The sequence below is a fragment of the Hyphomonas sp. CY54-11-8 genome, from assembly GCF_000682735.1.
Taxonomy (GTDB): Bacteria; Pseudomonadota; Alphaproteobacteria; order Caulobacterales; family Hyphomonadaceae; genus Hyphomonas.
In genome coordinates, this window is the sequence record NZ_AWFD01000037.1 from 160,501 (window position 1) to 181,408 (window position 20,908).

The window sequence follows — 20,908 nt, forward strand, 5'->3', positions numbered from 1 at the left end:
TACGCTTACTGCGCTTTGCCTTTAGTGAACAGCGTATTGTGAGGCGCCTTCCCCGACGAGGTGAGTGTGCAGGAACACCGTGAAAGCGTCGATATCCTCCGACACCACGCTGTGCCCGCCGGGGCGCAGCCACCAGGAAATTCCAGCTGCCGGATCGAAGTCCCGCATACCGGACGCAGTCAGACCGGCATGCCCGGTCGCTTCATAGGCTGCGCTTGCCGCCTCTGCGGCCCGGAAGGAGGAATTCGGGTCAGACCAGACGTCGCGGCGGCCATTGCCCAGCAGGACCGGCGTCGGTGCGACCAGCGCCAGAAGTTCGTGCTGATCTACCGGGATGTCCTCCAGTCGGTCGGTCCAGTCCTGTGCTTCGGGCGCCAGCCAGTGCGGATAGGCTTTTGCCATCCGATCAAGGCGTTCGCCGGTCAGCGACCGCGACAAGGAGGCGCCCGCAAAGCCTGACTGGTGCGCCACGACAGCGGCAATGCGCCGGTCCCAGACCGCTGCCATCAGGGCCGACTTGCCGTGCCGGGAATGCCCCATCACGCCAATACCCTTCGGATCGATGCGCGGATCTGCATCGAGCACGTCAACGGCGGCAGAGAAACTGTAGGCCCAGGCCATCAGGGCGGATGTCGGGTTCACCGGCCCGCCGAGCGCAGCCATGGTCGGCGGGGCTTGCTTGCGGCTGTCCGGCACGAAATCGGAAGCATAGAAGCTGGCATAGGCAAGCCCGGCATCGAAATACCGCTCCACCGGCGCCAGCGCGATATAGGTGCCGAAGATCTGCGTTGCGGCCCAGCCGGGAAAGCCTTCCATCATGCCGCCGTCGCAGACCTGCCCTTCGGCATTGGTAACCGGCTCGTCCGGGAAAACGGAGCACGTGTCGGCAAAGGTCTGGCTGATCACAATGGGTACCGGTCCCGACGCCTTCGGGAAGGCGGTGACGAGGGTAAATGTCCGGGCCCCATCGCCACTGCCGATGGTGATTTCCACTTCTTCCAGCGTGCCGCGCCCATCCAGGTATTCCGGGTCGATCATCTGCCAGTCGCCATAGCTGACCGGCATGCCGGCAGGCCATGGCCCGTAGAGCACGTCCTCGAATTTCTGCTTCAGCGCCTCACGCTGCGGGCTGCCTTCCGCCGTAATCGCGGGCAGGTCCAGCGCAGGCACTGGGGCGGGCTTGTTGTCGGTGTCGAGGCTCGCATAATTCATGCCGAGCATCGTGCAGCTCGACATGACGAGCGCCACGACAAGGATCAGGACGAGAAGCGGCAGACGGGCGAGGAACCAGAGTATAGGGCGGATCATAGATTACCTGTATTCATGAACTGCCTCACCGCCGGCGACCCTTACCAATATTCCCGGTCCGGGCCAGTCCCCTCACGAAATAGTGCTTATGCGGTTTGCGCATAACGGTCCCGGTAGCGGCGCGAACCTGGCACGGTTTCGCCGGTATCGAGCTCGATCATCGCATCCCCCTCCCCTGTCGGCGTGATGACCATGGCATGATCAAGATTGACTATGTGAGATCTGTGGACGCGCACATGGTGACCGCCGGTCTCCTCCAGTAGACGTTCCAGCTCTGTCAGCGTCATGCGGACCAGATGCGTCTTTCCGGCCGTGCTCACCTCGACATAGTTTCCCGCGGCCTTGGCATGGATGACGTCCCCTGCATTCAGCATGATGGTCCGCCCGCCGGATTTCAGCATCAGGCGCTGCTCGCGCGATGCCACTTCATCCACGGCGCGGGATTCGAGCCTGTTCTGCATCGCCATGCGGGCCAGCGCGAAGGTCAGCATCGTGATGCCGTAGCCATAAGCGTCCTTGCGCCCCTCATAGATCCAGTTGATCGGATCGGAGAGGCCGAATGTGTAGGTGTGATCCAGGACCAGCGGATAGGTCAGCTTTCGCAGCAGGACGAAGCCGAGCACGTGCAGCACGGTAAAGGCGAGGCAGGCGACGAGATGTACCGGCACAGACCAGCGCCAGCGCCGCAGCGACAGCGGCGCAATGTCCAGGATGCGGGGAAAGAACGGAACGAGGCACAGGAGGGAGAGATGCGATGCCCCCTCCCGCACCCATGGCTCCAGCCGGGCATGCCGGTCCTCCAGTTGGATCGAGGTCGCCTGGATCACGAATGAGGCCAGCATGAAAATGACAAAGCCCGCCAAGGCCCAGCGATCTGCCTGACGGTCGGCTTCGGTCTCGGGGTGGCGAGTCGGCGCATTCATCTCGCCACTCCTGCCACATTCCTCGTGAGAACCGGAAGGCAAACGGCAAAATTTCATCCCTCAGTGCCGCCGTTCATCCCCGGGATGGGCCGTTTGTCCCACCGATCCACCCCATAGCCCTTCCCCGCTGACGTGCCACAGGGCCAGCGGCAGTGTGCGCTCCAGAGACAAGGAGTTACCCCATGCCCGCACCGCCCAAGGCCCCTGCCTTCCCCCGCCGTTACGATCTCGACTGGCTGCGCGTCATCGCTTTCGGCCTGCTCATCTTTTACCACACCGGCATGTTCTACGTGACGTGGGACTGGCACGTGAAAAGCGTGCATGTCAGTCCCGGCGCCGAATGGGCGATGATGCTGCTGAACCCCTGGCGCCTCGCGCTCCTTTTCTTCATTTCCGGCGTCGCCCTGCGCTTCGCGGCGGACAAGCTCGGCGGATCGAAACTCGCGCGGGAACGCGTCGTTCGTCTTGGCCTGCCCATCCTGTTCGGCATGATTGTCATCGTGGCGCCGCAGAGCTGGCTGCAGCTGGTGGAAAGCGGCGAGTTCTCCGGCAGCTTCTGGCAGTTCTGGCCGCAATATCTCGATTTCGGGTCCGATTTCTCCATCACGACCCCGACGTGGAACCACCTCTGGTACGTCGTCTACCTGCTGGTCTACACGCTGATGCTGGCCCCGGTCGCTTCGCCGCTGGCCCGGTTCATGACCGGCACCGGGGCGCGCATCACCGAATTCCTGTTCGCTGGCCGTTGGGGGCCTTTCGTCGCCCTTGTCCTGCCGGTGACCCCGTTCATCCTCTACCGCTTCACGCTCGACCCCTATTTCCGGACGACGCATGATCTGACAAATGACTGGGCCAATCACGCCCATAGCCTGACCATTCTGATGATCGGCTTCCTGCTGGCCAAGGACCGCAACTTCTGGAGCGCGATCCGCCGGGTCCTGCCCTTCGCCGTCACCGGCATGTTGCTGCTAGGCGCGGTGCTCACCCCGCTCTGGGCGAACTGGGACGCCATGGCCGAAAGCGCCGACTGGAACTGGCTGGTCTGGCCAGCCCGTATCGCACGGATCTTCTATGCCTGGCTGGCCATTGTTTCCATGCTCGGCCTGGCTCAGCGCTACCTGAACCGCCCCAGCCGCGCACTCACTTATATGACCGAGGCGATCTTCCCCTGGTACATTCTGCACCAGACGATCACGGTCATGGCCGGCTACTGGCTGACCCGTCAGGGCCTCGGCGTCTGGGTCGAGGTGCCGCTGGTGATCCTCGCCACATTCGGCGGCTGCGCCCTGCTGCACGAACTGGTCATCCGCCGCGTCGGCTTCCTGCGTCCCCTTTTCGGACTGAAGCCGGCCGCGAAAATGTCCCGTGTTCCCGTCCCGGCGGAATAGGCTCTCCCGATCAGTTTCATGTTTGCGCAGCGCGGCGGCCCCGCTAACCTGCCGGCATGAAACTGATCCCTCTCCTGATTGGCAGCGTCCTTGGCCTCGGCGCCGGTGCCGTCTCCGCCCTCGTCATGGCGGGCATGATTGGCTCCGGCGTGCGGCTTTCCGGCGGGGTCGATGCCGGCGGCTGGCAGAGCGACTGGACTATCGGCTCCGCAAGCGCAAATCCGTGGACGCGCGCCCGCATCGCCCGCCACGGCCTGCTGGCGCTGACCAAGGAGGAAGCCGTCTACTTCACCCGCGCGACGGATCAGGACGGCACTCCATTGAAGGAAGCTTGCACCTACCGGGTCAGCGGTACGGCCATGCCGGCGCTCTGGTGGTCCGTCACCCTCTATGACGGGGACAGCCGCCTTCCGCCCAACACGGACGATGCGCTTTCCTACGATCTGACTGAAGCCGCTGCTGAAGGCAGCGCAGAGGCATGGGCCTTTACTGTTTCCACAGACCAACCGGATGACGGCGGCTGGGTCTCCAGCCGCGCCGCAGGCGATTTCGACCTGACCCTGCGCCTCTACAAACCGTCACCAGCCCTGCTGGCCGATCCGGAAGCAACGCTTCCTGCGCCGAGGATCGAGCGGGTGTCCTGCGGAGGGCAAGGATCATGAAAAGTTTCCTGACAGGTCTGGCCGCGTTTCTGCTCATCGGCGCCCTGGCGCATTTCGTCGTGCTGAATGCCCTGCCCGGCAAGATCATGACCAAAGTCCGTGACCGGATGATGGAAGGCGGCCTGACGGAGAATGTCTGGCGGATGAGCCCGCGCACCAGTCCGGAAACGCAAACAGTGGTACGCCCCGCGCCCGATCTTGCCTACACCATTTGCCTGATCGACCTGTCATCCGGACCGGTCGAGCTGACCGCGCCCGCCTGGCCCGATTACGGGTCCCTGTCGGTGTTCGCCGCGACGACGGACAATGTCTATGCCGGCTCACTCGACGCCCGCGCCTCCGGTACACCGATTGTGCGGCGGGTCATCGTCGCAATGGACGGGCAAGCGGTTCCGGAAAAGGGTTCCGCCGATGTCGTTCGTGTGAAACAGCCTGAGGCTCTGGCCCTCGTCCGACGGCTGGCCGCGACACAGGAGGCCTATGATGCCGCCGCCGCGCTGGTGCCGGACAGCAGCTGCAAACCGCTCTAGCGATTACTCCGCCGCAACTTCGGCTTCATCCCGTTCGGCGCGCATGCGTTCGGCCTTCTGCTCGACGAGGTCGACAATGTGCTCGATCATGTCGGCATTGGAGACATTGTGATCCGGCCGTCCGGCCACGAACATCTTGCCGCTTTCCTTGCCGCCGCCGGTAAATCCGAGATCAGTCAGCGCCGCTTCGCCCGGGCCGTTGACGACACAGCCGATAATGGACAGCGAGATCGGCTCATGAATGTGCGAGAGACGCTGTTCCAGGATCTCGACCGTCTTGATCACGTCGAAGCCCTGGCGCGCGCACGAGGGGCACGCCACAATGTTCACGCCGCGCGTGCGCAGGCCCAGCGACTTCAGCATTTCGAAGCCGACTTTGACTTCTTCCACCGGATCGGCGGAGAGAGACACGCGGATCGTGTCGCCGATGCCGGCCCAAAGCAGCGCACCCATGCCGATCGAGGATTTGACCGTCCCCGTACGAAGCCCGCCGGCCTCTGTAATGCCCAGGTGCAGCGGCGCATCCGTCGCTTCGGCCAGCTGCTGGTAGGCCGCGACGGTGAGGAACATGTCGGAGGCCTTCACCGAAATCTTGTATTCGTGGAAGCCGAGATCATCGAGAATGCGCGCATGGTCGAGCGCGCTCTCCACCATCGCATCCGGGCATGGCTCGCCGTATTTTTCCAGCAGGTGGCGTTCCAGGCTGCCGCCATTCACGCCGATCCGGATGGAGCAGCCATTGGCGCGGGCCGCCGCGACGACTTCCCTCACGCGGGCTTCTGAGCCGATATTACCCGGATTGATGCGCAGGCAGGCCGCGCCCGCATCTGCCGCCTCAATGCCGCGTTTGTAGTGGAAATGGATGTCCGCCACGATCGGCACAGGGCTCGCCTTGCAGATTTCCGGCATGGCGGCGGTTGCGTCTTCCGTCGGGCAGGACACACGCACGATGTCGGCGCCGGCCTCTGCCGCGCGCTGGATCTGTGCGATGGTGGCCGCCGCATCCTCGGTCGGCGTGTTGGTCATGGTCTGGACGGCGATGGGGGCATCCCCGCCGACCAACACATCGCCGACACGGATCTGCCGGGACTTGCGCCGCGTGATGTCGCGCCATGGACGGATCGGATTGTGGCTCATGTCATGTGCCTCTGGTGCCTCAAGGCCCCTAGATGGCGCGTTCGCGCCGATCCGGCAATGCGTTTACGGAAACTTCAACTGCCTCAGCGGGTCGCTTTGCTGCCGCCATTGGCCGCCATGGCCGGGGCGGAGACTTCCGCGGCACGGGCCAGCTGCTCGTCCACACTGACGGAGAACATTTCCGCGCCGTCCGGGCCAAGCGGGCTGACCACGATGTCGCCGACCCGCCATTCGAACGCGCCGCCGTCGCGGGCCGACACGGTCCAGCCGGCGTTCAGGCGCGGGAAATAGGTCTCGCCTGCCGCCATGACGCGGCTGCGGAAGATCGTGCCGTCGGCGCCGCGCACTTCCAGCCAGCCCTGACGCACAGCGACCAGTTCCAGCGGCAGCGTATCCGGCACCGGGCGCTGCGATTCAGACTCTGCGAACAGACTGTCTCGGGCGCCGTTAACCGCCACGATGGCCGCCGATTCAGTGACTTCCGGCGCGGGCCGCATGAATTGTGACACGCCGATTGCGCCGGCTGCGAGCGCCACAAGGGCAGCCGCGGAGGCGAGTGCCAGCGGCCAGCGGGCCTTTTCAGCAGCGATCTGGCCCATTTTCGGGACAGGTGCCGCCTCTTTCACTTCCTGAACGGCGCCGCATTCCTTGGTGTAGATTGCGATCACGTCCTTCTCGGGCAGCCCGAGGAATTTCGCATAGGTGCCGAGAATGGCTGTCAGGTAGCCACCGCCTGGAAGTTCACCGACTTCCATGCGCTCGATCCACATCAGATAGTCCCGGCGCAGCAGGGTCGCGGTGGAAACATCCTGCAATTCCAGGCCTTTGACCTCGCGCACCCGGCGCAGGACCTGGCCCATGCGCAGCTCTTCGCCCTCATAGGAGCGGGACTCGAAAATCTCTTTGGCGCGCAGGAAGCGTTCGGTGTCAGTCAACGGTTTGCCTTCGGTCCCTGCCGCGGGCCCGGCCTGATCGTGAAGGGTGTCGTCGTCGTGTGCCATGTTCGTCCAGTACAGCCGTGATGGTTCTGATTTGTCCCACCATCGCGCAAGAAATGGTCCATGAGTGAGGTTAACTCACAGAGCCAATCTATCAACCTTCCGCCAATTCCACGCCATGTTCAGCCGCAAGAGCTAACAACTGGTTACGGAACGCATCGTTCGGTTTATCGAGCGCATCCATGAAATCGGCCCGAAACGCTGTAAGATCAAGGCTTCTGATCATACGTTTGACTGGACCGATCGATCCAGCAGACATTGAAAGATTGGTAAACCCGAGCGCAACGAAACAGAGCGCCGAGAGGCTGGAACCGGTCGCCTCCCCGCAGGCGGACATCCCGATTCCGTGGGTTCTGCACTCTTCGGAAACCATATTCAGGAAGCGCAAAGCGCTCGGTGAAACAAGGTCGTACCGATCCGAGACAGACGGCGTCATGCGGTCGGCGGCATAGAAGAACTGCATCAGATCGTTGGTGCCAACCGACAGGAACTCTGCCTCGCCGGCCAGTTCCTTCAGGCTGAAGGCCAGCGCCGGGGTTTCCAGCATCACGCCGACCTCGATGCGAGACGGACGTTTGCCAGTCGCTTCGTAGGTCCATTCGACTTCCTTCATCAGCAGCTCTTTGGCTGCAAAGAATTCGCTCGGCACGGTCACCATCGGGAACATGACCGTCAGCGCGTTCTCCCCCGCAGCCCGGATCAGCGCGCGCAGCTGGCGGCGGAACAGGCCGCGATGGTCCAGCGCAAACCGGATGGACCGCCAGCCGAGCGCGGGGTTTTCTTCCCGCTGCAGGTTCAGCGCCGGCAGCACCTTGTCGCCGCCGAGGTCCAGCGTGCGGAAAATCACCTTCTTGCCCAGCGATTTGTCCAGCACGCGGCGGTAGAGCTGAACCTGATCGTCCAGCCGCGGCAGCGTTTCGGAGACCAGGAACTGGAATTCGGTCCGGAACAGGCCCACGCCGTCAGCGCCGGTCTGGTCCAGCGTGTCGAGGTCCAGCTCCAGGCCCGCATTCAGCATCAGGCGGACGTCTGTTCCGTCTTTTGTCCGGGCGGGCTTGTTGCGCAGGGCGGCATAGGCGGCCTGACGCTCAGAGCGCAGGGCCACCCGGTCCTTGTAGGCGTCATAGAGCGCATCATCGGGGCGGACGTGCAGCACGCCCTGCTCTGCATCGACGATCAGCCAGTCGCCCTGATCGATCCTAGTCGTCAGGCCCTCGATGCCGCCCAGCGTCGGAATGCCGAGCGCGCGGGCCACGATGGCGGCGTGGGACGAGGCTGCTGCCTCTTCCATCAGGATGCCGCGCAGGCCGGCATTCGCATATTCCAGCAATTCCGCCGGGCCGAGGCGCCGGGCCACCAGAACACTGCGTTCCTCGCTGATCTCCGGACGGCCTTCGTCCCCGCCCAGAATGCGCAACAGGCGGTTGTCGAGGTCTTCGAGGTCATGCAGCCGCTCGCGCAGATAGGGGTCACGCGCGCTTTGCAGGCGGGCGCGGTGTTCGCGGCGGGCCCGGTCGATCGACGCTTCAGCGGAAAGGCCCGAACGCACACCTTCCTGCAGTTTCTCGGCCCAGGACGGGTCATGCGCCAGCAGGCGATAGGTCTCCATCACGTCGCGCGGGTCGTCGCCCAGCACAGCGCCATCGATGGCCATCATCCGGTCAATCGATTTCCTGAGGCCGCTCAGCGCGCGGGTCAGCCGTTCCGCCTCAAGCTCCTGATCGCTGGCGAAGAATTTCGCCGCCGGCACGACCGGGTCATGCAGCACCGCGCGGCCATAGCCGAGGCCTTCGCAGAAAACGCGCCCGCGCAGGGAGACGGGATTGCGGGTCCGCTCATGCCCGTTGCCATTGTCGAGGTGTTCGGGATCGATCCGGTCGACGATCTCTGCCAGCACCATGGCGATGGTCTGCAGCGTGTCGATCTCTTCATCGCCATAGACCCGTTCGGTCCTGTTCTGGGCGGTCAACACGCCGATCACCCGGCCGCCCCGCAGAATGGGCACACCGAGGAAGGCGTGGAACGGGTCCTCCCCCGTTTCCGGGCGATAGGAGAAGGAGGGATGACGCGGCGCATCCTGAATCGCCATCGGTTCGGCCCGGCGGGACACGAGGCCGACAAGGCCTTCATTGGCCGACAGGCGGGTGTTGCCGACCGCTTCCGGCTTCAGGCCCTCGGTCGCGATGAGGATAAGCTGGCCGCCGCGATCGCGCAGGTAGATCGAGCACACATCCGCCACCATGGTGGAGGCGATCAGCCGGACCACATTGTCGAGCCGTGAACGTGCTTCTCCATCCTCTGCCATCATCTGGCGGAGGCGGTTCATCAGCAGACGCGTGGCAGGTAGATTGTAGGCCATCTAGTCCTGCTTGTCGCAGGCGGTCTTACTCGGCGTCAAGGCCGAAGGCAGTGTGCAGGGCCCGCACGGCCAGTTCCGTATAAGGCGCTGCGATGAGGACCGAAATCTTGATTTCGGACGTCGCGATGACATCGATGTTGATGTTCTTCTCCGAAAGCGCGCGGAACATCGTCTCGGCGACACCCGTATGGCTCTTCATGCCGACGCCGATGATCGAGACCTTGGAGACATCGCGTGTGACTTCCATCGACTCAAAACCGAGCTCGTCCTGCATCTTTTCCAGCGTCTCTTTTGCGAACGGGCTGTCTCGGTCGGTGCAGGTAAAAACCATGTTGGCGCGGTCCGGACCACGGGCATTGGCCTGGACGATCATGTCGACATTGACCCCGGCCTTGGCGAGTGCGGCAAACAGTTTTGCCGAAACGCCCGGTTTGTCCGGCATGCCGTAAAGAGTGACCTTCGCCTCATCACGCGAATAGGCGACGCCGCTGACAACCTGCTTTTCCACGATTTCTTCCTCTGCGCAGACTAGGGTTCCGGGATTGGGCTCTCCGGGCTTCAGGAAGCTGGAGAGCACGCGCACCGGCACGTTATGGTTCATGGCCATCTCAACTGAGCGGGTCTGGAGGACCTTGGCGCCCAGCGAAGCCATTTCGAGCATTTCCTCGAACGAGATTTTTTCGATCCGCCGCGCCTTTGGAACAATGCGCGGGTCGGTCGTGTAGACGCCGTCGACATCGGTATAGATGTCGCAGACCTGGGCGTTCAGCGCGGCGGCGACCGCCACGGCACTGGTGTCGGACCCGCCCCGGCCGAGCGTGGCGACACGCTCATCTTCGGTCACGCCCTGGAAACCGGCGATCACGGCGATCTCGCCCGCATCAATGGAATCCGGCAGGCGGGAATCGTCAAAGCCCATGATGCGGGCCTTGCCGTGGCTCTTGTTGGTTTTCAGCTTCAGCTGCCAGCCGAGCCAGGATCGTGCCTTCAGGCCGCGCTTGCGCAGCGCCAGTGCCAGAAGGCCCGCCGTCACCTGCTCGCCCGAGGCCACGACGACATCATACTCGTCGTCGAACTGATCGCGGGTCAGCTCGGTGCCCGCAGCTCCCTCGGCCAGCGCGACCAGCTTGTTGGTCTCCCCTGCCATGGCCGAAACGACCACAGCCATATGCTCACCCTGCTTTGCGCGAGCGGCCACAATGTCGGCCACGTTCGCAATGCGATCGAGGTCTCCGACTGAGGTTCCGCCAAACTTGAGTACCGTGCGCGCCATTTCGCCCTATATCCTGTAGAAACGGGTATGCCCCTATAAGCGCCCTCATAGGGGCTGTTCGAAGCCGGATCAAACAGGTTTGATAGAGCATGGTGAAAACAATTGAAGGCTCCCTAGGGGCACCCAGGACGCCGAGCATCGACCCGGCCGAGGTGGAAAAATTTTCCTCCATCGCTGCAGAGTGGTGGGACCCAAAGGGCAAATTTCGCCCTTTGCACCGGTTTAACCCCGTCCGCTTGCGCTTCATCCGCGAGACGGCAGAACGGCATTTCGGGATCGCGCCGGGTAAGGTTAAACCCTTGGAAGGATTGAGATTACTGGACATTGGTTGCGGCGGCGGCCTCGTCTGCGAGCCCATGGCGCGGCTCGGCGCGACCGTGAGCGGCGTCGACGCCTCCGAAGCCAACATAAAGACTGCGCTGACGCATGCGCAGGAAGAGGGCCTCTCCATCGACTACCGGGCCGGCACTGCCGAAGGCCTGATCGATGCGGGTGAGCCGCCTTTCGACATCGTTCTGAACCTCGAAGTGGTCGAACATGTCGCAGACCCTGTGCAGTTCCTGAAGGACACCGCCAGCCTCGTGAAGCCCGGCGGGCTGATGATCGTGGCGACGCTGAACAAGACGGCCAAGGCGCTGGCGACGGCCGTGGTCGGCGCGGAATACATTCTTGGCTGGCTGCCGCGCGGCACACATGACTGGTCGAAATTCCTGCCGCCGGAAACCGTGCACGACGCCCTCGCTGCAGCCGGTCTGGAACCGGAGCCGCCGGCCGGCGTTTCCTACACGCCGCTGACCGGGGCATGGAAGATCAGTACCGACACCTCGGTCAATTACATGATTATTGCCACGAGACCCGAACAGCAGGCCTGAACAGAATGAGCGAACTTCCCACCCCGCAGGACGTCATCGATTACTGGATCGGCGAGGCGTCTGCCTCACCGGACGCAGCGGGGAAAAAGCACAAGCTCTGGTTCGGCAAGTCGCAAGAGACAGACGCGGAGATCCGCAAACGCTTCGGTGAGTTGCTGGAGACACTCTCAGACCTGCCTTCCGCCGAAGACTGGGCAGCCCGCGGCCCGCGCGAACGCCTCGCCGTCATCATCGTGCTCGATCAGTTCAGCCGGAACCTCTACCGCGATGAGGCCAAAGCCTTCGAACAGGACAGCCTCGCCCTTCTCCTCTGCAAGGACGGCCTCGCCCTGAAACAGGACAAGGGCATGTCGGAAGTGGAACGGATCTTCTTCTACCTGCCGCTCGAACATTCCGAAGTGCCGGAGGACCAGGAGCGTTCGGTGTCGGTCTTCACAGACCTTCTGGTCGAATCCCGCGAAGGCTTCCGCAACCTGATCGAAAGCACGCTGCAATATGCCAAGGACCACAAGAAGGTAATCGACGAATTCGGCCGCTTCCCGCACCGCAACAAGGCGCTCGGCCGGGAGTCGACAGATGCGGAGAAGGAATGGCTCGCCGAAGGCGGCGGCTTCTAGTCCATGATCTCCGGCCCGCGCGGGTCAAGCGATTTACTGACTTCCTGTTGCATGGCCCGCGTGAACGGGTAGCGCGACGCGGCAAGCGCTGCGAGCAGGTAGAGCGAGCCCGGCAACAGGCAGAAGACCAGCAACAGGCCATGGATCGCTTCCGGCGAGTTATCCTTGTTCGGATGGAATCCGGCCCACTGACCGAGAATCAGGTAGCCGACGCCGAGGGCCAGGCTGCTGCCGACCTTGTAGGCGCTGGTGATGAGGGAATAATAGATGCCGGACCGGTTCTCCCCGGTCTGAGACACCTGCCATTCCACAACATCCGCCGTCATTGACCGCGCCAGCACCATGGGGGCGCTGAACGCCGCGCCATTGAAGAAGGCACCGATGAAAAGCGGCCAGAACCCGCCGACCTGCCCGGCGATATAGTAGATAAAGAAACTGGAACAGGACAAAAGCGCCGCAACCTTGAACGCAAAGCTCTTCTCGGTGCGCGCGGCCAGTTTCAGCCAGAATGGCAAGGCACAGACCGCCATGATGAAGAAAAACATCAGGACCAGGCTGCTCATGCCGTCCGAAAGACCGAACACAAATTCCGCAACGAACAAATAGTTCGCCGAGGTCACGGCGATCGCCGTTCCGGACAACAGTTCCAGGAGCAGGATGTGCCCGAGGTATTTGTTACGCAGCGCGGCAATGAAGGGACGCAACCGGAACTTCTCGGCGTTCCCCTTGTCGCCGCGCACGGGCTCGTCGCGCACGAAGGCACACGACAGGAAAGCCGAGATCGGCAGCGCGATCAGCAGCACCCAGCCCATGACAGCCACCTGCCCCATCCGCCCGACACCAAAGCCGGCAAGCTCCAGCACCACCGGGATCGCCAGCAGGAACAGCATCGACAGAACGCTGACAATTTCGGCCCATTGGAAGAAGCGCGATCGGTCATCATAGTCGACCGCGATCGCCGGCACCCAGGCCGAGCGGGCCGTCTGCAACAGGGTAAAGCCGATATAGAAGAGCACCATCCAGCCGACGAAATAACCCGGCCCTGCCCCTACGCTGGGCATGTAGACGAAATAAGTGGCCAGTCCCAGGATCGGCACCGACAGCACGATCCAGTGGCGCACACGGCCCCACGGGCTGCGGTAGCGGTCAACCAGGTAGCCCATCACCGGATCGGTGAAGATGTCCCAGAACCTGAGCAGCATGAACAGGAGGCCAGTCAGCTCGAGGCCAAGGCCGACTTCCCGCGCATAGAGCGGCGCAAGGTAGACACCGACCGGCAAGCCGACTCCGGCAAGCGGGATACTCAGAGAGGAAAAAGCGAGAACCCTTGGCAGGGACAGGCGCTTGGCCGGAGCGTCAGTCATGCGTCCATGATTGCCTCGAAAATCGTGACGGCCAAGTCATTTTTTTGCCACCCGACGGCTTGACGAACCCCGGGCGACCCGCGACCGTCCGCGCCGAACGGACTGGAGGGTATGTCAGTGTTCAAGAAATTCCTGTTGGGGCTCGGCGCCCTAGTCGCGCTGCTGGTTGCCGTCGTGCTGTACCGCACCTTCACCTATGGCGGCGCCCCTGTGGGCGACCGGGTGGAGTTGCCGGACGTGCCGGCCATCTCGGCTGACACCGCGGCGGAACACCTGTCAGAGGCGATCCAGTTCAAGACTATCACGCTGGCAGGCGGCGATCCGCGCCCCGGACAGGAAGGCCCCTGGCTGGCGCTGCACGACTGGCTGGAAGCAACCTATCCGGCCGCGCATGCGGCGATGACGAAGGAAATCGTGCCGGACACGCTGACCCTGCTCTACACCTGGCAGGGCTCCGACCCGTCGCTCCAGCCCCTGCTGCTGATGGCGCACCAGGACGTCGTGCCCGTGAACATCGGCACTGAGGGTGACTGGACCGGCGCGCCGTTCAAGGGCGACATCATCGACGGCTATATCTATGGCCGCGGCGCCCTCGACGACAAGAGCAACCTGATCGGTATCATGGAAGCGGTCGAAGCCCTCGCCGCCTCCGGCTTCCAGCCGAAGCGGACCGTCATTCTCCAGTTCGGACATGACGAGGAAGTGCTGGGCTCCGGCGCGGAAAAAGCCATCGCCCTGCTGAAATCCCGTGGCATCGAACCGGTGATGGCCGTCGATGAAGGCTTTGCCATTCTTGATCCGTCGCCACTGACCGGCGCCAAGATGGGCATGATCGGCGTTTCCGAAAAAGGCTATGTCACGCTGCAGGTCACCTCGGTCGGCACCGGCGGCCACTCGTCCATGCCGCCGCGCGACTCTGCGAACGTGCAGCTCGGCAAGGCCATCGTCGCACTCGACGAGAACCAGATGCCGGCAGACTTCTCCAGGCCGCCGGTCTCCGACCTCCTGCTCGCCTCTTCCGGTGACATGCCGTTCATGCAGAAAATGGCGCTGGCAAACATGTGGCTGTTCGGCGGCATGGTGGAGAAATCCTTCGCCGCGACGCCTGCCGGCAATGCGATGATCCGGACCACGACCGCACCGACCATGCTGGGCGGATCAGCTAAGGAAAACGTGCTGCCGCAACGCTCGACCGCCGTGGTCAATTTCCGCGTCCACCCGAACGACACGGTCGCCGACGTGGTCGAGCATGTGAAGGACGTGACGAAAGATATCGAAGGCATCCAGGTCGGCGTGCCGGAAGAAGGTGGCGGCGAAGCCTCGCCCGTCTCGCCGACCGATGGCCGCCCCTATGCCGTGCTGGCCAGTGTGGCCGAAGCGGCCGGTGACGGCGCCCCGGTTGCCCCGGCCCTGGTGATCGGCGCAACGGATGGCCGCTACGCCACGGCGATCACGCCGCGCGTCTACCGTTTCTCGCCAGCCGTCATCACGCCGGTGGACCTGACCGGTTTCCATGGAACGAATGAACGCATGTCGGTTGAGAATATGGGCCGCATCTCCAACGGCTTCGCCCAGATCATCGTCGCCATGGACCAGGGCGACTGATTCTTCTCCGGTTACGGAACAACAGCGGCCGGCCCTTCAATTGAAGAAGCCGGCCGCTGCGCCCCCCTACTCCGCCGGGACAGCAGGTGCAGCCTGTCGATAGGCTGACGCGTCCGTCGTGAACTCGGCATGGCCGTAGCGTACGAGCAGACGGCGGAGTTTGGCGACGAGGTGACGATCCACGAGCCCGCGCAGACCCGGCACCTTCAGTGCCGTGCTGTAGATCGCCATTTTCGCCGCTATCATCGGGAACAGAACGCCGGCAACCGCATAGTCCAGCGGGCCGACGGGCACGCCGATATCGCGTGCCATCTGGCTGTTCCCACCCAGGAAGTGCTGCACCAGGACCAGCCGCGCGAGGCGGCGCTCCAGAGCGTTGTGGATCCGGTTTCCGAGAGATTTGTTCGGCGGCAGATAGGTCGACAGGGTCGCCCGCACCAGCGCCCCGCAGGTCTCGTCATCGAACCCGGCGAGGATCGATCCGCTGCGCGCATTCATGATGTCGATGATGCCCTGCGGCGTATCCATCAACAGGTCTTCCGGCAGGCCCAGCAGGAAACAGCGGTAGCGGCTGAACTCTACGCGGGCGCGCTCCTCTGCCGTGAACTCTGTCCGGCCTTCTTCCACCATCTTGAAGGCCAGCAGGAACACATCGATCAGGCCAGCCGGCATCTGGTCCACCTGCGGGATCGGAATACCGTAGACGGATGGGTCCCAGCCCTTCACCCGGCGCAACACGTTGAACCGCACCATGGAATGCATCAGGCGCACCATGGCGGCGGCCTTGAAACCTTCCCCACGCGGCTCGAGCGCACCCGGCAGTGTCGTGATGGTGAAGAAGGTCGCCGTCTCGTTCACACGGCGCGATGCCGTCGAGTGGCTGAGCGTACCGGTCAGCGCCATGGGAAGCGCGGTATACTTGTTGAGGAAGGTCGCGAGAAATGCGCCGCGGATCATCCAGGGCGAGGTCTCGGCCATGGGCAGCCGGTTCAGCCGCGCGCCTTCGCGCACAAGGTCCATATTCAGCCACTCGGGCTTCACTTCCATTTCAGCGATCAGCGCGGCCAGCTCCGCCGGCGCGTCCGGCACCGCGTCGATGCCTTCGTCACAGGCCGTGGTCAGCATGTCGACCAGCCGCTTGAAACCGTATTGCGGCATCAGGGCCGCATAGGCGTCCGCCGTGATGTCGCCCAGCATCGTATAGGCCTTCACCCGCTCCACCATGTCAGCCGGCGGCGGCGGGAATTTCTTCGCATAGTCCCGCATGGAACTGACGGAGAGATCCTCGGTGTAACGCTCCGGCACCATCGAAAAGTCGATGTCTCCATACATCACCGGCAAGGCCGTTTTTTGAAGCGCAATGCGCTTGTGCACATCTTCGAGCGATGCGGTCATCATGTACTCCGGTTGCGTTTCAGACGCTGCTTCGCCAATAATGTAAGAAATCCTCATATTTTCTATTCGCTTTCTGAAAACGCGAGTCTCAGAAAGTGCGGGCCCGATCTAAATGGTTGATATAAATAGAAGAAATCCAAAACAGGCGCGCGCCAAAGCCACGGTCGACGCAATTCTGGAAGCCGCCTTTCAGGTTTTGGATTCGGACGGATACGCCAAATTCACGACCAGTCGCATCGCCAAGCGGGCGGGCGTTTCCATCGGCACGCTCTACCAGTATTTCGATGACCGCGACGCAATCCTGGTGGAACTCAGCCGGCGTTACAGCGACGCCCTGCGGGAAAAGATCACGCAATTGCTGCTCGACGAGCCGAACATGAGCTCGGTGCGCCTGATCATCCGCGCCGCCATGCAGGGTGTTCAGGGCACGCCTGAAACGCAGCTCATCTTGTCCAACACCGTCTTCCAGTCCCAGGGCGGCAAGGAAGTCAGCCGCCAGCATTTCACCTTCATGGACTCCCTCGGCCAGCGGGAGGAATTCGGCTTCGGCCTCGGCAAAGAGGCGTCCTTCATCCTGACGCACACCGTGATCTACCTGCTGCGCGCAACGATCGCTGAGCCTGAACTGGAACTCGATCCGCAGACTCTGGAAGACGAACTCGTCCACCTGATGGAAAGCTATATCGCAAACCTGGCGGCACGCGCGGGTTATGTGGACGGTCAGCCTCCGTTGAAGTGACCGTGGATGCGCTCTGCCAGCGCCTCGTTCACGCCGTCCACTTCCATCAGGTCCGCCACCTTCGCGCGGGACACGCCCTTCGCCGAGCCGAAATGGTGCAGCAGCGCCTTCTTGCGCGCAGGGCCGATGCCTTCGATCTCGTCCAGCGGAGACTTGCCGATCGCGGCCGAGCGTTTCTGCCGGTGCGCGCCGATCGCCCAGCGGTGCGCCTCGTCGCGCAGGCGCTGCAGGTAATAAAGCACCGGCGCATTCTCCGGCAGCTTGAACGGCGCCCTGCCCGGACGGAAGAACTGCTCCCGCCCGGCATTCCGGTCGACGCCCTTCGCAATGGAGACCAGCGTCACATCATCCGGCGTCAGATCAATTTCCTTCAGCGCCTCAATCACGGCGTTCAGCTGGCCGAGGCCGCCATCGATCAGAACAAGGTCCGGCCAGTTGGACGGGTCACCCTCCTCCCGCTCCTTCTTGGCGCGATTGAACCGGCGGCGCATCACCTCGCGCATCATGCCATAATCGTCGCCCGGCTCGAGGCTCGTATCCTTGATATTGAACTTGCGGTAGGCGTTCTTCATGAAGCCCTCCGGCCCCGCGACCACCATGCCGCCCACGGCATTCGTGCCCTGAATGTGGGAGTTGTCGTAGATCTCGATCCGCTCCGGCGGCTTCTCCAGCTCGAACACTTTCGCCACTTCGGAGAGGAGCCGCGCCTGGCTGGCCGTTTCCGACAATTTGCGCGTCACGGCCTCGCTGGCATTGCGGGCGGCCTGAGTGACGAGATCCTTCTTGCTGCCGCGCTCCGGCTTGCGGATCTCGACCTTGCGGTTGGCCTTGAAGCTCAGCGCCTCGGCGATCAGGTCCGCCTGTTCCGGCATGTCGGAAACCAGGATCAGCCGCGGCGGCGGACGCTTGTCATAGAACTGCACCAGGAAGGCCGAGAGCACTTCCTCCGCTGTCTGATCACGCTCATGGCGCGGATAGTGCGCACTCGCGCCCCAGTTCTGCCCGGCGCGGATGAAGAAGACCTGCACGCAGGACACCCCGCCCTCCATCGAGATGGCGAAGATGTCGGCTTCCTCGATGTCGTCCGGATTCACGTCCTGGCTGCCGCGCACATGAGCGATGGCGCGGATGCGGTCGCGCAGGGCGGCAGCGCGCTCGAAATCCATCGCCTCGGCGGCCTCTTCCATTTCCCTGGCGAGCCGTTTCTGCAGGTCTGCCCCCTTCCCGCGCAGGAAGTCGGCCGCCTCATCGGCCAGCTCCTGATAGTCGCGAATGGAGATCAGGCCCACGCAGGGCGCCGCGCAGCGCTTGATCTGATGCAGCATGCAAGGCCGCGTGCGGGCATTGTAGACACTGTCCTCGCAGGTGCGCAGCAGGAAGGCCTTCTGCAGCGTGTCCAGCGTGCGCATCACCGCGCCGGCGCTGGCGAAGGGGCCGAAATAATCCCCCTGGTCCTGTTTCGATCCGCGATACTTCTTGATCTGCGGCGCCTCATGATCCCGGCGGATCAGGATGTAGGGGAAGGATTTGTCGTCCCGCAGCAGCACGTTGAAGCGCGGCTTCAGGCTCTTGATCAGGCTTGCCTCCAGCAGCAGCGCCTCGGTCTCGCTTTCGGTGACGACGAATTCCATCCGCTTGGTCAGCGCGATCATCCGGGCGATCCGCTGGGTATGGCCGCCAAGGCGGGCATAGTTCGAGACCCGCGCCTTCAGGTTCCGCGCCTTGCCGACATACAGCACTTCGTCGGCGTCCCCGTACATGCGGTAGACGCCGGGCTTCGCCGGCAGGCGGGTCAGATTGTCCTTGATGACGTCAACACCCCGCAAGGGGGCTGCGCCCGGCGATTCAGTCTCCATGAACCGCAAAATAGGCGAGCTGGCGCCGTTATGCGAGCTTTAGAGGATGCGGCGGATGAAGTCTTCGTTCACGAAGTTGCGCGGATCGAACGGACTGTCGATCAGCATGCCTGCCAGAAAGCTGAACACCACGACCAGTGTGAACGAGCCGGCAAAGCTGCGGCTGGTGCCGGGATCTGCCGCCCGGGTCGCCGATTTCGAAATGACCAGACAGAACAATATCAGGATGAAGCCGCAAAGCCCCATCAGGCGTTCCATGTCGGAAAGCCGCTCAAACCAGATCTGTGCGTCTCTGGCTGCTTCGTCGATCAGTCTGCCGAGGTCGCGTTCGATCTTCTCGTACGCGTTCGGTATGTTCGCCATTCTCATGACACCTCTCCTCCCCTGCCACAGGAAAAGAAAGCTCCCTCAACCGCCGGGCAGGATCGCATATAATCTTTAAATATCGTGCGCCGCGTGACGTGAAATCGCGCCAGCCCGCGCCATGCTTTGTTAACCATCGCCGTGCCCGAAATGCCGCGGGAACAGGGCTTGCGGGCACCGTCTGCGAAGCGTATTGCGGGCACGGCCCGGCGCTCCTGCCGGGGCCGAACTCCTGGGACCGCCTCAAGGACTTATCATGGCTGCTGATCTCCGCCTGTCGGACGCGCTCGACCGCGTCAAACCCTCTGCCACCATCGCCGTCACCACCAAGGCGGCCGAACTGAAACGCGCTGGCCATGACGTCATCGGCCTCGGCGCGGGCGAACCGGATTTCGACACGCCGGAGAATATCAAGGCGGCCGGCATTCGCGCCATTCAGGAAGGCAAGACCAAGTACACACCGGCCGACGGCCTGCCGGAGCTGAAGGAAGCCATCTGCGGCAAGTTCAAGCGCGAAAACGGTTTGACCTATACCCCAGCCCAGATCCACGTCGCCCCGGGCGGCAAGCCGGTGATCTACAATGCCCTCGTCGCGACGCTGAACCCCGGCGACGAAGTCATCTGCCCGGCCCCTTACTGGGTGTCCTATCCGGAAATGGTGCTCATGGCAGGCGGCGAGCCGGTGAAGGTCGAGTGCGGCCCGAACTCCAGCTACAAGCTGACACCGGAGGCTCTGGAAGCGGCGATCACGCCGAACACCAAATGGCTGATCCTGAACTCGCCGTCGAACCCGACCGGCGCGGCCTACACCCGTGACGAGCTGAAGGCGCTGGCCGATGTGCTGCTGCGCCACCCGCACGTCTGGGTGATGACCGACGACATGTATGAGCACCTCGTCTATGACGATTTCGAGTTCACGACGATCGCCCAGGTCGAGCCGGCCCTGTGGGAGCGCACGCTGACCATCAATGGCGTGTCGAAAGCCTACGCCATGACCGGCTGGCGGATCGGCTATGCCGGCGGACCTGACAAGCTGATCAAGGCGATGAGCAAGGTGATCAGCCAGACGACCTCGAACCCCTGCTCGATCAGCCAGTATGCCGCCATCGAGGCCCTGAACGGCCCGCAGGATTTCCTGCCCGTCCGCAAGGCCGCCTACCAGGCCCGCCGCGACATGGTGGTCGAGGGCCTGAACAAGGCGCCCGGCCTGCACTGCCCGACACCGGAAGGCGCGTTCTATGTTTATCCGTCCTGCGCGGGCGTGCTGGGCAAGACGGCTCCATCCGGCAAGGTGATCGAGACGGACGAGGATTTCGCCACCGAACTGCTGGAAACCGAAAAGGTCGCCGTCGTGTTCGGCGCTGCCTTTGGTCTCTCCCCGGCGTTCCGTGTCTCCTATGCGACCTCGGAAGAGGCCCTGAAGGAAGCGCTGACCCGGATTCAGCGCTTCTGCGAAGCCCTGAAATAGATTTTCCCTATAGGTTGCCTGCGACCATTCGATTGGCTGCAACAGCAGCAA

Annotated in this window: 18 protein-coding genes; 8 read left to right on the forward strand and 10 right to left on the reverse strand. The window is 63.2% G+C overall.

The features are described from left to right. Nucleotides 1-21: 21 nt before the first annotated feature. Nucleotides 22-1,308 carry an alpha/beta hydrolase gene (locus HY17_RS17880; protein WP_034769177.1) on the reverse strand — a complete coding sequence of 429 codons (1,287 nt, stop codon included), beginning with the start codon at nucleotides 1,306-1,308 and terminating at the stop codon, nucleotides 22-24. Between the two features lie 86 nt (nucleotides 1,309-1,394). Next, complete coding sequence (locus tag HY17_RS17885) at nucleotides 1,395-2,231, reverse strand: LytTR family DNA-binding domain-containing protein (RefSeq protein ID WP_034769179.1); 837 nt, start codon at nucleotides 2,229-2,231, stop codon at nucleotides 1,395-1,397. Between the two features lie 182 nt (nucleotides 2,232-2,413). Between HY17_RS17885 and HY17_RS17890 the strand changes: the two genes are divergently transcribed. Genes HY17_RS17890 through HY17_RS17900 form a run of 3 tightly spaced genes read left to right on the forward strand, consistent with a single transcriptional unit; the run spans nucleotide 2,414 to nucleotide 4,811 of the window. Continuing rightward, a complete protein-coding gene (locus HY17_RS17890; protein ID WP_034769181.1) occupies nucleotides 2,414-3,619 on the forward strand; it encodes an acyltransferase family protein in 1,206 nt (401 codons plus the stop codon). A 56-nt stretch (nucleotides 3,620-3,675) separates the two neighbouring features. Next, nucleotides 3,676-4,281 carry a DUF1214 domain-containing protein gene (locus tag HY17_RS17895; RefSeq protein WP_034769183.1) on the forward strand — a complete coding sequence of 202 codons (606 nt, stop codon included), beginning with the start codon at nucleotides 3,676-3,678 and terminating at the stop codon, nucleotides 4,279-4,281. Beyond that, the gene (locus tag HY17_RS17900) at nucleotides 4,278-4,811 is read left to right on the forward strand and encodes a DUF1254 domain-containing protein (protein WP_034769184.1); all 534 of its coding nucleotides are present in this window, start codon (nucleotides 4,278-4,280) and stop codon (nucleotides 4,809-4,811) included. The genes HY17_RS17895 and HY17_RS17900 overlap by 4 nt, the downstream gene beginning before the upstream one ends. Nucleotides 4,812-4,814: 3 nt before the next feature. Here the strand turns inward: HY17_RS17900 and ispG are convergent, their stop codons facing one another. From ispG to HY17_RS17920, 4 genes are all read right to left on the reverse strand, one after another. Further along, nucleotides 4,815-5,948, reverse strand: coding sequence for a flavodoxin-dependent (E)-4-hydroxy-3-methylbut-2-enyl-diphosphate synthase (gene ispG, locus HY17_RS17905; RefSeq protein WP_034769186.1), 1,134 nt, complete (start codon nucleotides 5,946-5,948; stop codon nucleotides 4,815-4,817). A gap of 83 nt (nucleotides 5,949-6,031) precedes the next feature. Then, entirely contained in the window at nucleotides 6,032-6,949 is a 918-nt protein-coding gene (locus tag HY17_RS17910; RefSeq protein ID WP_034769188.1) for a helix-turn-helix domain-containing protein, read from the reverse strand. A 91-nt stretch (nucleotides 6,950-7,040) separates the two neighbouring features. Beyond that, nucleotides 7,041-9,305: a phosphoenolpyruvate--protein phosphotransferase gene (gene ptsP / locus HY17_RS17915; RefSeq protein ID WP_034769190.1), complete on the reverse strand. Its 2,265-nt coding sequence runs from the start codon at nucleotides 9,303-9,305 to the stop codon at nucleotides 7,041-7,043. Between the two features lie 25 nt (nucleotides 9,306-9,330). Then, nucleotides 9,331-10,578, reverse strand: coding sequence for an aspartate kinase (locus HY17_RS17920; protein ID WP_034769192.1), 1,248 nt, complete (start codon nucleotides 10,576-10,578; stop codon nucleotides 9,331-9,333). An 89-nt stretch (nucleotides 10,579-10,667) separates the two neighbouring features. Between HY17_RS17920 and ubiG the strand changes: the two genes are divergently transcribed. Further along, entirely contained in the window at nucleotides 10,668-11,450 is a 783-nt protein-coding gene (gene ubiG / locus HY17_RS17925) for a bifunctional 2-polyprenyl-6-hydroxyphenol methylase/3-demethylubiquinol 3-O-methyltransferase UbiG (protein WP_034769194.1), read from the forward strand. A 5-nt stretch (nucleotides 11,451-11,455) separates the two neighbouring features. After that, entirely contained in the window at nucleotides 11,456-12,067 is a 612-nt protein-coding gene (locus HY17_RS17930; RefSeq protein WP_034769196.1) for a DUF924 family protein, read from the forward strand. On the opposite strand, the gene HY17_RS17935 is transcribed toward HY17_RS17930, so the two are convergent. After that, nucleotides 12,064-13,431 (reverse strand): MFS transporter, encoded by a 1,368-nt coding sequence (locus HY17_RS17935; RefSeq protein WP_034769198.1) that lies wholly within the window; start codon nucleotides 13,429-13,431, stop codon nucleotides 12,064-12,066. The two genes, HY17_RS17930 and HY17_RS17935, sit on opposite strands and share 4 nt — an antisense overlap. Before the next feature lie 111 nt (nucleotides 13,432-13,542). Here HY17_RS17935 and HY17_RS17940 point away from each other — a divergent pair, with 111 nt between their 5' ends. After that, nucleotides 13,543-15,036, forward strand: a complete 1,494-nt coding sequence (locus HY17_RS17940; RefSeq protein WP_065383253.1) for a M20 family peptidase — start codon at nucleotides 13,543-13,545, stop codon at nucleotides 15,034-15,036. Nucleotides 15,037-15,102: 66 nt separating this feature from the next. Here the strand turns inward: HY17_RS17940 and HY17_RS17945 are convergent, their stop codons facing one another. Beyond that, nucleotides 15,103-16,488: an oxygenase MpaB family protein gene (locus tag HY17_RS17945; protein ID WP_197020309.1), complete on the reverse strand. Its 1,386-nt coding sequence runs from the start codon at nucleotides 16,486-16,488 to the stop codon at nucleotides 15,103-15,105. A 55-nt stretch (nucleotides 16,489-16,543) separates the two neighbouring features. Between HY17_RS17945 and HY17_RS17950 the strand changes: the two genes are divergently transcribed. Further along, complete coding sequence (locus HY17_RS17950; protein ID WP_034769200.1) at nucleotides 16,544-17,170, forward strand: TetR/AcrR family transcriptional regulator; 627 nt, start codon at nucleotides 16,544-16,546, stop codon at nucleotides 17,168-17,170. On the opposite strand, the gene uvrC is transcribed toward HY17_RS17950, so the two are convergent. Both uvrC and HY17_RS17960 read right to left on the reverse strand, forming a co-directional pair. Continuing rightward, nucleotides 17,152-19,026 carry an excinuclease ABC subunit UvrC gene (uvrC, locus tag HY17_RS17955; protein ID WP_034769201.1) on the reverse strand — a complete coding sequence of 625 codons (1,875 nt, stop codon included), beginning with the start codon at nucleotides 19,024-19,026 and terminating at the stop codon, nucleotides 17,152-17,154. The genes HY17_RS17950 and uvrC overlap by 19 nt on opposite strands. 39 nt (nucleotides 19,027-19,065) lie before the next feature. Continuing rightward, entirely contained in the window at nucleotides 19,066-19,389 is a 324-nt protein-coding gene (locus HY17_RS17960; RefSeq protein ID WP_034769204.1) for a hypothetical protein, read from the reverse strand. Nucleotides 19,390-19,645: 256 nt separating this feature from the next. Between HY17_RS17960 and HY17_RS17965 the strand changes: the two genes are divergently transcribed. Continuing rightward, on the forward strand, nucleotides 19,646-20,857 hold the full coding sequence (locus HY17_RS17965) for a pyridoxal phosphate-dependent aminotransferase (RefSeq protein ID WP_034769206.1): 1,212 nt from the start codon (nucleotides 19,646-19,648) through the stop codon (nucleotides 20,855-20,857). The last annotated feature ends 51 nt before the right edge of the window (nucleotides 20,858-20,908 follow it).